The 13345-nt window shown below is 64.7% G+C and carries 13 protein-coding genes; all 13 read right to left on the reverse strand.

Annotated elements, in window-relative coordinates:
* Positions 1-2: 2 nt before the first annotated feature.
* Entirely contained in the window at positions 3-512 is a 510-nt protein-coding gene (locus KP004_RS18380) for a chemotaxis protein CheX (protein WP_371877586.1), read from the reverse strand.
* Positions 509-871 carry a response regulator gene (locus tag KP004_RS18385; RefSeq protein ID WP_216508722.1) on the reverse strand — a complete coding sequence of 121 codons (363 nt, stop codon included), beginning with the start codon at positions 869-871 and terminating at the stop codon, positions 509-511. Before KP004_RS18385 ends, KP004_RS18380 begins: the two co-directional genes overlap by 4 nt.
* A gap of 134 nt (positions 872-1005) precedes the next feature.
* Positions 1006-2043: a sensor histidine kinase gene (locus tag KP004_RS18390; protein WP_216799857.1), complete on the reverse strand. Its 1038-nt coding sequence runs from the start codon at positions 2041-2043 to the stop codon at positions 1006-1008.
* A 275-nt stretch (positions 2044-2318) separates the two neighbouring features.
* Positions 2319-2702, reverse strand: coding sequence for a rhodanese-like domain-containing protein (locus tag KP004_RS18395; protein ID WP_216802700.1), 384 nt, complete (start codon positions 2700-2702; stop codon positions 2319-2321).
* 25 nt (positions 2703-2727) lie between these two features.
* Entirely contained in the window at positions 2728-3558 is an 831-nt protein-coding gene (locus KP004_RS18400; protein ID WP_216799858.1) for an MBL fold metallo-hydrolase, read from the reverse strand.
* Complete coding sequence (locus KP004_RS18405; protein WP_216500301.1) at positions 3555-3767, reverse strand: YgaP family membrane protein; 213 nt, start codon at positions 3765-3767, stop codon at positions 3555-3557. Before KP004_RS18405 ends, KP004_RS18400 begins: the two co-directional genes overlap by 4 nt.
* Positions 3768-3947: 180 nt before the next feature.
* On the reverse strand, positions 3948-4376 hold the full coding sequence (locus KP004_RS18410) for a C-GCAxxG-C-C family protein (protein WP_216799859.1): 429 nt from the start codon (positions 4374-4376) through the stop codon (positions 3948-3950).
* A 21-nt stretch (positions 4377-4397) separates the two neighbouring features.
* Positions 4398-7616, reverse strand: coding sequence for an efflux RND transporter permease subunit (locus KP004_RS18415; protein ID WP_216799860.1), 3219 nt, complete (start codon positions 7614-7616; stop codon positions 4398-4400).
* A 12-nt stretch (positions 7617-7628) separates the two neighbouring features.
* Entirely contained in the window at positions 7629-8726 is a 1098-nt protein-coding gene (locus KP004_RS18420) for an efflux RND transporter periplasmic adaptor subunit (protein ID WP_216799861.1), read from the reverse strand.
* Positions 8723-10066: a TolC family protein gene (locus KP004_RS18425; protein WP_216799862.1), complete on the reverse strand. Its 1344-nt coding sequence runs from the start codon at positions 10064-10066 to the stop codon at positions 8723-8725. The genes KP004_RS18420 and KP004_RS18425 overlap by 4 nt, the downstream gene beginning before the upstream one ends.
* Positions 10067-10333: 267 nt before the next feature.
* Positions 10334-11227 carry an ATP-binding protein gene (locus tag KP004_RS18430; RefSeq protein ID WP_216799863.1) on the reverse strand — a complete coding sequence of 298 codons (894 nt, stop codon included), beginning with the start codon at positions 11225-11227 and terminating at the stop codon, positions 10334-10336.
* 139 nt (positions 11228-11366) lie between these two features.
* Positions 11367-12101, reverse strand: coding sequence for a class I SAM-dependent methyltransferase (locus KP004_RS18435; RefSeq protein WP_216799864.1), 735 nt, complete (start codon positions 12099-12101; stop codon positions 11367-11369).
* Positions 12102-12103: 2 nt separating this feature from the next.
* Complete coding sequence (locus KP004_RS18440; RefSeq protein WP_216799865.1) at positions 12104-13309, reverse strand: phosphatase PAP2 family protein; 1206 nt, start codon at positions 13307-13309, stop codon at positions 12104-12106.
* Between the last annotated feature and the right edge of the window lie 36 nt (positions 13310-13345).

The raw sequence follows: 13345 nt of genomic DNA on the forward strand, positions 1-13345 counted from the left end.
GCCTAGACTTCCTTCCTGAGCTTCAGCCCGACCAGGAACCGGTCACCCTCGTTGGTGAAGGGGATGATGACGCAGTCGCTGTCGGCCATCGAGTTGACCGTGTAGTCCTCGCCGGAGATGACGGTCGGGATGGAGAGGTTGATGTCCAGCCCCCCCTTGGAGAGGATCTGCTTCACGTACCCCCCCAGCATGTTGGCGATCTCGCCCAGGGCGTCGTTGACGTCCTCCCCCACTTCCTCCACGTCCATGCCGAGCATGTTGGAGGTGATCCTCAGCGCCAGGTGCTGCGGGCAGTGGATCGACAGGATGCCGGTGTAGGTCCCCGCCAGGCCGACCATGCCGGTGACCGAGCAGTGGAAGGAGGTGACCGGCTCCTTGAGGGGGTAGCTGTCCTCGAGGGCCATCATCACCATCGTTTCGAACACCTCCTTGGTGGCGTTGATGACATAGGATGCCAGATCCGCCTCCTCAAGGTGTGTCGCGGCTGCGATATCCTGGTTCAGGGACATCATAAAAGTCCTCCGAGCTTCTCGTTCAACTGGTCGGGCGTGAACGGCTTCTTGATGCTGTCGCTGGCGCCGTTGTTGATCGCCTCCTTGAGGATGTCCTCCCCCCCCTCGGTGGTGATCATCACGATCGGGGTGTTGACCCCCTTGCCCCGGACGCACTTGATGAACTCCAGCCCGTCCATGTTGGGCATGTTGATGTCCGACAGGATCAGGTCGATCGTTTTTCCCTCCATGGTGGAGAGGGCCTCGATACCGTCGCCGGCCTCGTAGATGTCGTCGATGGCGAGCCCCGCCTGGCGCAGGCTGCGGGAAATGATCTTTCTCATGGTCGAGGAATCGTCCACTATCAATACGTTGCCCATGCTGTTCTCCTCCTTGGCTGTTAACGATGCGCGCACAGGGCGGCTTATTTTCTTCTCTTCGGGGGTCCTGCCCCCTCGGGCGAGCCCGATGAGAGCCTAATCGGCGTCGAACCCCGGGAACTTTAACCCTTAAATCAAGGCGTGAAGCTGCACCGTTCGTTGTGCAGCGGCAAAAGGACCGAGAAGCAGCTCCCCTTGCCGGCGCTGCTCTCGACGCGGATACTCCCGCCGTGGGCCTCGACGATCGCCTTGCTGATGGTGAGCCCGAGCCCGGTCCCCTTGAACCCCTGGGCGCCCGAGGCGCGGAAATACTTGTTGAAGATGCGCGGCAGCTCGCTCTCGGAGATGCCGATACCGGTATCGCGGACCTGGACCAGCAGGCACTCTCCCTCGATGGTGCTGGTGACGCTGATGGTGCCGCGCCTGGGGGTGAACTTCACCGCATTGCCGATCAGGTTGGCGAAGACCCGGGTGATCTGCTTCTCGTCCAGGTCGAGTGTCGGGATCCCGTCGCAGATCTCGCTCAGGAAGTAGGAGCCGTGCACGGCGGCTTCCCGCTCGCCGTCCCGGCAGCACCCCTCCAGCAGGCTGCGCGCGTCGCAGGGCTGGCGGTCGATCTGCAAAAGCCCCGCCTCGAGCCGGTAGGCGTCCAGCACGTCGTCGATCATGGAGAGCATCTTCACCGCGCTCTTGTCCATCTCCTTCACGAACAGGTGCAGCGAGGGGTCCATCTTGGAGGGCATTTCGCCCATGAGGGCCTGCACGTACCCCATGATCACGGTAAGCGGCGATTTGAGGTCGTGGGTCATCATGGCCACGAACTCCTCGCGCTGGCGTTTTTCCTTCCGGTCGTGGCTGATGTCGCGCAACTGGAACAGCTCGCCTTCCGGGGAGTCTCCTCCCAGCGGCACGGAACGGACCTGGATCACGGAGCCGTCGATGCTGACCTCCACCGGTTCATCCTGCGCGTTCTCGCTCAGCACCCGGTAGATCGGGGTCCTTAGCGGCAGCATGTCCACCCGCTTGCCCAGGACCTTGGCACGCTCGACGTGGAGGAGCTCCTCGGCCCTGCGATTGATGAAGAGCAACTTACCGCCGGCGTCGAGATAGACCGCACCGCAGTCGACCTCCTCCAGCAGGCGCGCCGCCAGGTTTTCACGTTCCTCCTGCATGCTACCTCCACCGTGAAGCAAGCCCTGTTTTGGCTTATCGGAACCTGTCTGCATAGCTTGAGCCAAAAGAACTGCAAAAGTTTACCAGAATGGGAGTGGATGGGAATTATGGCGGCAACGGGAATTTTTAGGAGTAACGGTTTTTTGGAGAGTAACGGGAATCTTTGCGAGTAACCGGAAATTTGCGGAGTGATGGGAAAACGGAAGGTGTACCCTGGAGGGTTTTCGAGGGGGTGGGGCTCCCTCCCCCGGAGGGGGAGGGTTGGGGAGGGGGACTAGCGCCCCAACTGCAGCGGCAGGTGGTTGTTGTACCAGCCGACGATGCCGTCGGTCATGTTGTAGACCTCGCGGTACCCCCGGGAGGAAAGAAAACTGGCGGCCGTCGAGGAACGGGCGCCTACGGCGCAGTACACCAGCACCGGGCGGTCGCGCGGGATCTCCTGCACCCGGCGGTTCAGCTCCCCCAGCGGGATCAGCTGGGCGCCCTTCAGGTGCGCCTGCCGGTACTCGTCCGGGGTGCGCACGTCCAGAAGCACCATCTTGGCGTTTTTGGCCAGCAACGCCTGGGCCTGCTTCGAGGTGACGTTGGCGGGGCCCACTGCCTGGGAAAGGGAAGCGGTCAGCAGCAAAACGGAAAACAGCACGGCGATAAATCTCATCATCTTCCTCTCTTTACGGTGTGAACTAGTCGACTTCGAGTACGTAGCCCACCTGCATCGGCTTGAAGCCGCCGGGGAACGCGGCGGCGAGACGGGCGGCGGCATGGAACCCGGTGCAATGGCCGGGACAGATCTTCTTCAGCCCGTAACGCTTCAGGGCCTTGATGGTGGCGTCGATCTGGGGCTGCGACGAGAAGGCGAGGTGGCATCCCCCCATCACCCCGTAGACCTGCTCCACACCGGTCTTCTCCCGTGCGAGCTCCAGGGTGTTCACCACCCCGGCGTGACAGCACCCCAAGAGCAGCAAAAGCCCCTTCTCCGTCACGATCACCAGGGATTGGTCGTCCGGGACCTGGTCCCTGTGGCAGCCCGCCTCGTCGCAGAAAAGTCCCGCGTCCCCCTCCTCGTAGCCGGTACGGCGCGGCACCTCGCCGGTCAGGAAGACGCCGGGGACGACTTCCCGGAAGGCGTCGCTGTAGGAGAAGCTGGCGCCAAGGCCGGTGAGAAATTCCTCCGAGTAGGGCACCCCGACCGAGCGGGCACTCCCCTCGCGCAGCACGTAGCGCCGGGTGAAGATCTCGGGGTGGGCCAGGACCCGCTTGGGACCCGCCGCCTGCAACAGCGGCCACAGCCCGCCGGCATGGTCGTAATGCCCGTGGGAGAGCACCACCTGGTCCACGCTCTTCAGGTCGATGTTCATGCGCTGGGCGTTGTGCAGCAGCGTGTGCCCCCCGCCCGTGTCGAAGAGCAGCGACTGGTCCCCTGCCTGCACCAGCGCGGCAAAACCGTGCTCGCCCAGGGTCCCGGAGATCGAGCCGGCGCTGTTGTCGCAGAGGACCTTGATGCGGCAGATCATTTGCCGCAGCCCTGCGGCGGCAGCTTGGGCACACCCAGCTTGTCCAGTATGGTCATCATCGGGCACCAGTTGGTGAAGCCGGACTGGAGCAGGTTCAACCCGATGAAGGCGGTGAACCAGAGCCAGCGCGGGTCGTGGTAATGGGCCAGCGCCAGGGAAATAAGGGTGAAGGTGCCGGCAATCAGTCTCAACAGTCTGTCGATGTACATAGGAACCTCCGTTTGCTAAAGCGGTTTAGCCGCTAAAGGTCCCCCTTGTCAAAGGGGGATTTAGGGGGATTTTGATCTCGTTCCCAAGGTCCACCTTGGGAACGCAAAGCCTCTCCGAAGCTACAACTTCCCTCGGATGCAAAGCTGGAGCTTGGGAACCAGGAAAATTGCTTTGCGGAATCACTTTTTCTGCAGCAGCTCGGCCACCTTTCCCGCCGTGTTGGCGGTGAACTCGACGCAGCGCTTCTTGCCGTCGGCGGTGAGCGCCTTGCAGCAGGTGACGCGGTACTGCTCCTTGAACCAGTGGTGCAACTCCTTGGTCAACGCCGCGGCCGCCTTGCGGTCCTTGACCGCCAGGCCGATCGCCATGGTGCCGCCGGCGATGGCGCCGCAGATGCAGCCGGCACCGGAACCGCCGCCGAAACCAGAGGCCAGATGGACCAGTTCATCGCCCGCTTCGGGGATGAATTCGTTCTTTACCGCGGCCAGCACCGCCTCGGCGCAGTGCATCTTCCCGGAGCGGTAGAACCCTTCGGCCTCGTTGGCGACCTTCTCGGCCACCGACTCGCCGTTCACATTTTCAGCAACATTTTTTCTCAACCAGAACACTAAAAACCTCCTAAAGGCAGGTTACGGCACCTCAACCTCAACCTGCTTCTTATGTTTCTCCTTCCAGGACTGCACCATGAAATACAGGATCGGGATGGTGATCCTGGAAAGCGTGGTGGAGGCGATCTCGCCGCACATCATGGCCAGCGCGAGCCCCTGGAAGATCGGGTCGAACAGGATCACGAAACTCCCCACCACGACGGCCGCGGCCGTGAGCAGCATGGGACGGAAGCGGACCGCACCGGCGTCGATGATGGCCTCGTCCAGCGCCATCCCCTCCCGGCGTCGCAGTTCCGCGAAATCGATCAGGATGATGGAGTTCCTGACGATGATTCCCGCCAGGGCGATGAAGCCTATCATACTGGTGGCCGTGAAGAAAGCCCCCATGATGGCGTGCCCCGGCAGGATGCCGATCAGGGTGAGCGGGATGGGCGCCATGATCACCAGCGGCGTGGTGAAGTCGCGGAACCAGGCGACCACCAGCACGTAGATGAGCACCATCACCGCGGCGAAGGCCGCCCCGAGGTCACGGAACACCTCGTAGGTGATGTGCCATTCGCCGTCCCACTTGATCCCCGGGCGCTCCTCGCTCCAGGGCTGGGTCGCCGCGCGCTGCTCGATATGGTAGCCGCCCGGAAGCGGGATGTTGTCGATATCCTTCTGCATCTTGAGGATGGCGTAGACCGGCGCCTCAATCACCCCGGCGACGTCCCCGATCACATAGACCACGCTCTTCATGTTCTTGCGGTAGAGGGATTTTTCCTCCACCCCGCGTACCACGCGCACCAGTTCGGAGAGCGGCACGTTCCCTTTGTTCCCGGCCACGTAGATGGAGGAGAGCGAGGAGACGTCGCTGCGGGAGCCGACCGGCAGGCGCAGGTTGATCCGCACCGGCTCCTTCTCCTGCGGCACGTGCATGATCCCCACGTCGGTTCCGCCCACCGCGAGCTTCAGGGTCTGCACCACCTGCGCCGCGTCGACGCCGGAGAGCGCCGCCTTCTCCCGATCCACCTCGAAGCGCAGGGTCGGATGGTCGTCCTCCTGGTACCAGTCCACGTCGACGACGCCCGGGGTCTGCTTGAAGATGTCGCGTATCTTCCTCGCGATACCCACGCGGCTTGGCTGGTCGGGGCCGTAGACCTCGGCCACCAGGGTGGACAGGACCGGCGGGCCGGGGGGGATCTCGGCGACCTTGAGGCGGGCGCCGTAACGGTCGGTGATCGCCTTCAGGGCCGGACGGATCCGTTTCGCGATGTCGTGCGATTGCGCGCTTCTTTCGTCCTTGCTCTCCAGGTTCACCTGGATCTCGGCGACGCTCGGCCCCTGGCGCAGGTAGTAGTGGCGCACCAGCCCGTTGAAATTGAAGGGGGAGCTGGTGCCGACGTAACTCTGGAAGTCGGTCACTTCCGGTACCTTCCTGAGCGCGTCGCCGAGCTCGGCCACCATGCGCGCGTTCTCCTCAAGCGTCGTCCCCTCGGGGGCATCGACGATCAGCTGCAGCTCGCTCTTGTTGTCGAACGGGAGCATCTTGACCGTCACGGCCTTGAAGTAGATCAGCGAACAGGACAGGAGCAGCAGCACCACCACCATGGCGAGGAAGCCGTGGCGTACCCTGGTGTCGTGCAGGAGCCGCCCCATCATGCGCCGGTAAAAACTGGTCATCCACGTCTCTTCGGGAGGGGCTTCCGTGCCGTAGTGGGACTCACCCTTCATGAAGCGGTAGGCGAAGTAGGGGGTGACGATGAGCGCGATCAGCAGCGAGAACACCATGGCCATGGACGCGCCCACCGGGATGGGACGCATGTACGGCCCCATGAGCCCCCCCACGAAGCCCATGGGGAGGATGGAAGCGATGACCGCCAGGGTGGCCAGCATGGTCGGGTTGCCGATCTCGTCCACCGCCCGGACCGCCGCCTCCAGCGGCTTGAACTTGGTCGTGGTGAAGTAGCGGTGGATGTTCTCCACCACCACGATGGCGTCGTCCACCAGGATGCCGATGGAGAAGATCAGGGCGAACAGCGTGATCCGGTTCAGCGTGTAGCCGATCCGGTTGAAGATGAACATGGTGAGCGCAAGCGTCACCGGAATGGCGATGGCCGCCACCGCGCCGGCCCGCCACCCCATGAAGACCGCGATCAGGATGGTGACCGAGATGGCCGCGAGGAACATATGGAACAACAGCTCGTCGTTCTTGTCCTTGGCGGTCTCGCCGTAGTTCCTGGTGACCGTGACCTGCATCTCCGAGGGGATCAGTTTCCCCTTCTGGAACTCGACCCGCTTCAGGAGGTCTTCGGCTACCCACGTGGCGTTGGCGCCCTTTCTCTTGGCGATGGCGATGGTGACCGCCGGGTAGTCCGCCGCGCCACCTTTGAGGTTTTTATGGGCCGCCGCCGGACCCAGGCCGAAGAAGACGTAATCCTTGGGATCCTGGACCCCGTCGGTCACCGTGGCGACGTCGGAGAGGTAGACCGGCCGACCGTCTTTCACGCTCACCACCAGGCGCCCGGCATCGGCCGGGTCGGCGATGAAGCCGCCCGCTTCCAGGCTGTACTCGCGGTTCCCCGAGGCGAAGGTCCCGGCGCGCTGCGACACGTTCGCCTTCTCCAGCGCCCCCATCACGGCGAGCGGGGTCAGGCCGTATGAGGAGAGTCTGACCGGGTCGAGCCGTACCTTCAGCTCGCGCGACAGCCCCCCCTTGATCTCGGAGTGGGCGACGTTCTCGACCTTTTGCAGGTCGTCGCAGAGTTCGCGCGCCACCCGGCGCAGGGCGTTATGGTCGTAGCGGTCGGACCAGAGCGTGAGCGATACGATGGGGACGTCGTCGATCGACTTCGAGACCACCAGCGGCTCCCCCGCCCCCGGAGGGAGGAGGTTGCGGTTGCTCATCACCTTGTTGTAGAGCTTGACCAGGGAGTCCTCCATGCTCTCGCCGACGAGGAAGCGGACCGTGATGATGCCCATTCCCTGGCGGCTGGCGGAGTAGAGGTACTCGACCCCGTTGATCTCCCAGATCTTCTTCTCGAAGGTGGTCACCACCCGCTCCTCGACCTCCTTGGGGGAGGAACCGGGCATGGGGAGGTAGATGTCCACCATGGGGACCACGATCTGCGGCTCCTCCTCGCGCGGCGTCGCGATGACCGAGTAGAGCCCGATCAGCAGCGAAGCCGCCACGATGAGCGGCGTCAGCTTGGAATCTATGAAAGCGCGGGCGATTTTCCCCGCGAAGCCGAGGTTGTTCATGAAGTTCTCCGCCTACTGCACCTTGGCGCCGTCCACCATCTTGTCGAGGCCTGCCGTGACCACTTTCTCGCCGGGGGCGAGACCGGAGAGGATCTCCACGCGCCCCCCCTGGGCGCGACCGGGCTTCACCAGGCGCAGGCGGGCCAAACCTTCGGGCGATACCACCCACACCGAGGTGAGCGAGGAACGCTGCACCACCGCCGCCGCCGGGACGGCGACCCCTTTGCGCGAGCCGGTCTTGAATAAGGCCTTGCCGTAGCTCCCGGACCGAAGCCCCCTGGAGGGGAGATCGACCTTGACAGTGAAGGTGCGGGTGGCGGGATCCACCACCGGCACCACCTCGGAAACCCGCCCCGTTTCCGGCGCGCCCTCGACGGCTATGCCGATCTGGTCACCAGGCTTCACCTTGCCCAGAAGCGTCTCGGGGGCGGCGACCTCCAGCCGGAACCCTTCGTCCCCCTCGACGGTCAAAAGCGGGGTCCCCGGAAAGACGGTCTGGCCCGCCTCGACCTGCTTGGCGACCACCACGCCGGAAATCGGGGAGACCACCCTCCCGTAACCGGCGACGGCACCGGCCGCCTGGGCGCCGTGCCGTGCCTGGGCGAGGCGCGCCTGCGCCCTGGCCACCCCTTCAGCCGCCACTTCCTGCGCGGTCTTCCTGGTGTCGTACTCCTGGCGGGTCACCGCCTGCTCCGCGAAGAGCCGGGAGTAGCGGTCGAAGGTGACGTCGGCAAGCTTCTTCTGCGCCTGCGCCTCGGAAAGGGCACGGGCCGCCTCCTCGACGCCGGACGCCGCGCCGGCTGCCGCCGCGCCGCTTTCCACCGCCTCGATGGAGACGAGAAGCTTGCCCCGCCCGACCCGGTCCCCTTCACGGACGAAGACGCGGCTCACGCTCCCGGGAATCCGGGCGGCGATCTGCGCGCTGTTACGCGCCCGCACCGTGCCGACCGCCTCCTGGAGATCCGGCAGTTCCTCCGCAGCGAGGGTCACTACCGTGGCGCCATGCACCACCGGCGGCGGCGCCGGAGCGGCGACGTGCCCCTCCTTCTTGCCGCACCCCAAACCGCTCGCTATGAAAAGGGCAACAACAGCCGCCCGGTATGCTCTCATCGCAGAACCTCCTTGGTAAAGACGCCGGCGCGGAAGTAGATCTCTCCCGTCGCGGCTTGAAAGCCGTTCTCGACCTCGACCAGGTTGGCGCGCGCCCGGGTCAGCGCGGTCTCGGCGTCCAGCACCTCGACCAGCGAGGAGAGGCCGTTGCCGAAGCGAAGCGCCACCAGGCGCCGGCTCTCCTCGGCGTCCCTCACGGCGGACTGCGCGCTCTCCAGCTTCAGGCGCGCCTCCTGGCGGTGCAGCACGCTCTCGGTCACCTGCAGCGCCACTTCACGGCGCTCGTTTTCCAGCAGTTCCGCCGCGCTCTTGCGAGTCAGCTCCGCCTTCTCCTTGTCGTGGGACCTCTTGCCGCCGTCGAAGAGGTCCCAGCGCAGGTTCACCCCCACGGTCCAGGAATCCTTGTCGGTACCCAGGGGAAGGTCGCGGTCGTTGATCTGGTAGCTCCCCCGCGCATACAGGGTGGGAAGGTAGGCATTCTTCGCCTGCCGGACCGCCAGCTCGCCGCGCTGCACCGAGGTCTCGGCCAGCTTGAGGTCCGCCCGGTTCTGCCTGGCCAGGGCGATCAGCTGTTCCTGCTCCTGCGCCGGCTCCGCCAGGCTGGGCAGCCCGGCCACGTCCAGCGGCTCTCCCTCGCCGCCGCCGACCACGAGGTTGAGCCTCAGGCGCGCGATCAGCAGGTCGTTCTTCGCAGAGATCACGCGCTGCTCCGCCTCGGCCACCGAGGTCGCCGTGCGGAGGCGATCCGACTTCAGGCCGATGCCGTCCTTCTCGCGCACCGCCGCCAGGCGGTCGTGCTCCCGCGCGTTGACCAGCGCCTGGTCGGCCACCTCGCGATAGGCCTGCGCCTTGCGCACCCCCAGGTAGGCCAGGTAGACGCGGAAGGCGATCTCCTCACGCCTGGCTTCCTCGGAGAGCGCTGCGGCCTCGGAGCCTTTCCCGGCCAGGGCCACCCCGGTGGAGATGCCGAAGTCGAGCAGCGGCTGCTCCAGCGTCACGGCGCTCTTGAAGTCCCCCCGGGGCGAGGGGTTGTTGAGCGTACCGGCGGCGAAGTCCTTGCCGGGGTTGATGCGTCCCTCGTCCAGCTTCATCATGAAGACCGTGCTCGGCGTGTTGGAGAGAACCGCCCCGCTCTCAAGACCGACACGGGGGAGGTAACGGCTCCGGCTGGCGGCCACGTCCTGCTCCGCCGCGCCGCGCTCCAGCGAGGCCGCCTTGAGCAGGTGGTTACTCTCCAGGGCGCGCTTGACCGCCTCCGGCAGCGTGACCACCTCGCCGAAGGCCGGTGCCGCAAACGACGCGGCCAGCAGAGCGATGAGCGGTAGAAACCTGTGATTCACCGGAAAACCTCCTTGCCGGTACAGTCAAAATGTCGAATCAAAATATATTCGAATTCCTATATATATGCTCGATCAGCAATTGTCAAGGTAATACCTGTATAAGCAGCAGTTACGGGAGGATTTTGGGAGGGCGAAACGGAAACATTTTATCACTTAGTAACGGGGCGTCTTCTTTCACATGAAAATTGGCTGGTCGCTGCCTGAAAAAAAACCGGCGTGCTCCGCCTGGGGGCACGCCGGTCTTGGTTTTCGCGAGGAAGCCCTGAGTTATGCGGAGGGCTGGTTGAGCAGGTAGCGCCCAACCCAGTGTTTGGAAAATTGCATCGCGGTACGGCCGCAGCGTTTGGTCTTGTCGTGCGACCACTGGATCGCGTCCAGTTCGAGCTCTTTGCTCCAGGGGATGCTGACGTTGCGGTTTTTCGCCTCGCGCTCGACGCACTGGCGCACGGCATCGAGGTAGCGGTCCTGGGTGAAGACGTGGAAGGCGACCCAGAGGCCGAAACGGTCGGAAAGGGAGACCTTTTCCTCCATCGCCTCGCTCTCCTGCAGCTCCCCGTTCACGTACTTGCCGCCCAAAAGGTCGGTGTTGTACTGCGGCAGCAGGTGGCGTCGGTTCGAGGTGACGTAGATGAGCACGTTCTCCGGGGCGGAGTACACCGACCCGTCCAGCGCGCTTTTGAGCATCTTGTAGGAGAGTTCGCCGATCTCGAAGGTGAGGTCGTCGCACAAAAGGATGAAGCGGTAGGGCTGGTCCTCGACGGCGCTGAAGATCTCGGAGAGGTAGATCAGGTCTTCCTTCTCCACCTGGATCACGCGCAGTCCCTCGGCGGCGTACTCGTTGAGAAGCGCCTTAACCATGGAGGACTTGCCGGTGCCGCGCGAACCCCACAGCAGCGCGTTGTTGGCCGGGAGCCCCTTCAGAAACTGACGCGTGTTGTACACCATGATCTCTTTCTGCTTCTCGCACCCCAGCAGGTCGTCCAGCCTGGTCTGGTCGGTGACCTTGACCGCCTCCAGGTATCCCGAAAAGGAATGACGACGCCAGTTGGCGGCGGGGCAGGTGGCCCAGTTGACGGCCTTCACCGCCCTGGGGAGCAACATTTCGACAGAGCTGAGCACGCGCTCGAGCTGGGCTACGACCTCCGGTTTCAGATTCAGCATGTACGTTTCCGTCCTTGGTGTGGTGGGCTCCGAACCGGCTGTTTGTTCTGGTGAAACAACCATGCCTAAGTAACCCCCGGTAATTTTGTTAAATCTGTATACGTTATCGGAGAGCCCGCTGTCAAATTAAAACAATGTGTCAATTGCCGCCACGCCGGTTCTCGCACAAGGCCCACGCCGTGGCTCCCGGTAACAGAATGCCTGCCCGGGCCAGCGCGATCATCACGGCATTGTCCCATGACAGCATCCTGCCGACCACGCAGGCCAGTAGGCGCCCGCCGCGCCAGCGCCCACGCTCCCGCACCCTGCCCCAGTGGTAGAGCCGGGATGCCAGGAACCTCGGGATGAGCAACGAGCCGAACAGGTAGCCGGAACTGACCACGACCAGACCGGCGCTCCAGGCGAGCTGCTCCACCTGCCTCAGCCGGTAGCGCCGGTAATGACCACGAAACCAGTCATGACCGCTGTAGAGAGCCTGAAACGCCGGGACGGTGACCAGGACGCGCCCCTTTGCGGCGACGTGCTGCCGCACCAGGCGCTTCAGATACCCCCGGTCGTCCTCGACCCGCTCCAGGACGTCCAGCAGGATGGTGAGGTCGTACCGGTTCCGGCCCGGGGGAAGCTCACGGCCGTAGCTGATGCCGGGCTCGGGCCCCAGCTCGTTCAGGGCCTCGGGCAGATCCGGGTCGACCGCCGCCACCTCCTTGCGCGCGAGCCCGCCGAACACGGTCCGGCAGAGATAGCCGTCGCCGCAGCCGACACCGAGCACCTTCACCCCCTCGTGGAGCGTGGTGCCCAGCAGGGCGGCCAACGCCCCGGCGCGCGCCCGCTCCCAGGGATGCCTGGCGCGTTCCTCCCTCGTGGTTGCTTCCATGGCTAGTACCTCACGTCGCAGGCGACACCTGCGCCGCCGGCGGAAAGCATCGGGCGTACGGAAAATCCCTTGATGACGGAACCGCTGCGCCGCTGTTCTGGTTCGGGCCTGGCGGGATGGTCGTAGTGCAGCAGGCGGGGGAGCAGGAAACCGGAAAAGAGGCCGATGGCGGCCCCCGCCATCACGTCGGTGGCGTAGTGGTGGTCGGCCATGATGCGGGCGACGCCGTCGGCAGCGGCGAGTCCCAGCCCGGTCCAGCAGGCGGCCCGGTCGGAGGCGGGATCGCGGTAGAGCGACTGGTACTCGTGATGGTTGCAGACCAGCCCGGCGCCGGTGAAGGCGAAGGCGACGTGCCCGCTGGGCATGCTCCGGTTGGGCTGGTCCCCCTCGCACTCGCCGTTGCGGCAGTTGCGCACGAACGGCTTTTCGCGCGCCACCAGGTTCTGCAGCAGCGACGAGACGAACGAGGTGAAGGCGAAGGACTCCAGGTTCACCATCTGCGTCTGCCACAGGGTATCCCAGGCGCGGTCGCGGACTCCGAGGGTCGCGAAGGAATCGATCACCGGTGCCGCGATCATGCCGTACATGAGCGCGTCCCCCACGTGGTGCGCCACTTCCCGCGCGCCCCGCGAGTGCAGGCGCAGGACGTCGCGCACCGACTCGTCGAAGCCGTTGGTCCCCTTCCACTTCGGCTCGGGGTCACCGTACGCGCTCTCCACGAAAATGGCCCCCGCGCCGAGGACCGCCACGCCCAGGTAATCCGCTACTCCGGCCCTGCGCCAGCGCCAGGTCGATGCAGGGACGTCGGCGCCGGCGACGACCGGCCCGCCCGCGCCCGATCCCGCCGCCCCGTCGGGAAGGATCAGGAAATCGTCCGGCTGCGAGGGGAACTCAGCGGCGGCAAGTTCAGTCAGTGATGGCAGCTTCCCCCACCCCCCTACCCCCTCCCGCAAGGGGAGGGGGGCAAAGGCGGCTTCTGGCTGGTTATCCACGGATTCATCGAGAGGATCGTGGTTCACCCGTCGGGAGACGAGAGGACGCGGCAGCGACATCACTCCCGTGCCCGGTGTCGGGGAAGCGATAGCGGAGCCGGCAGGGTGCAGCGATGCGGATGCTGTGGGGTGGTCGGCAGCGGCTGCCGCGGGTGCGGCGCTGCCAAGGAAAAACAGGAGGGCGATTACGCTATGGGTCAGGGTGTAATGAGCCATAGGCGAAATTAAAGATCATTAACGCTACATTGTCAA

This window comes from Geomonas oryzisoli (genome assembly GCF_018986915.1).
Classification (GTDB): Bacteria; Desulfobacterota; Desulfuromonadia; order Geobacterales; family Geobacteraceae; genus Geomonas; species Geomonas oryzisoli.

What these genes read in the sequence shown, in the direction of transcription:
- KP004_RS18405 (WP_216500301.1), bottom strand. Translation starts at nt 3,767, where the DNA reads ATGTACATCGACAGACTGTTGAGACTGATTGCCGGCACCTTCACCCTT.
- KP004_RS18385 (WP_216508722.1), bottom strand. Translation starts at nt 871, where the DNA reads ATGGGCAACGTATTGATAGTGGACGATTCCTCGACCATGAGAAAGATC.
- KP004_RS18400 (WP_216799858.1), bottom strand. Translation starts at nt 3,558, where the DNA reads ATGATCTGCCGCATCAAGGTCCTCTGCGACAACAGCGCCGGCTCGATC.
- KP004_RS18440 (WP_216799865.1), bottom strand. Translation starts at nt 13,309, where the DNA reads ATGGCTCATTACACCCTGACCCATAGCGTAATCGCCCTCCTGTTTTTC.
- KP004_RS18430 (WP_216799863.1), bottom strand. Translation starts at nt 11,227, where the DNA reads ATGCTGAATCTGAAACCGGAGGTCGTAGCCCAGCTCGAGCGCGTGCTC.
- KP004_RS18415 (WP_216799860.1), bottom strand. Translation starts at nt 7,616, where the DNA reads ATGAACAACCTCGGCTTCGCGGGGAAAATCGCCCGCGCTTTCATAGAT.
- KP004_RS18420 (WP_216799861.1), bottom strand. Translation starts at nt 8,726, where the DNA reads ATGAGAGCATACCGGGCGGCTGTTGTTGCCCTTTTCATAGCGAGCGGT.
- KP004_RS18435 (WP_216799864.1), bottom strand. Translation starts at nt 12,101, where the DNA reads ATGGAAGCAACCACGAGGGAGGAACGCGCCAGGCATCCCTGGGAGCGG.
- KP004_RS18380 (WP_371877586.1), bottom strand. Translation starts at nt 512, where the DNA reads ATGATGTCCCTGAACCAGGATATCGCAGCCGCGACACACCTTGAGGAG.
- KP004_RS18395 (WP_216802700.1), bottom strand. Translation starts at nt 2,702, where the DNA reads ATGAGATTTATCGCCGTGCTGTTTTCCGTTTTGCTGCTGACCGCTTCC.
- KP004_RS18390 (WP_216799857.1), bottom strand. Translation starts at nt 2,043, where the DNA reads ATGCAGGAGGAACGTGAAAACCTGGCGGCGCGCCTGCTGGAGGAGGTC.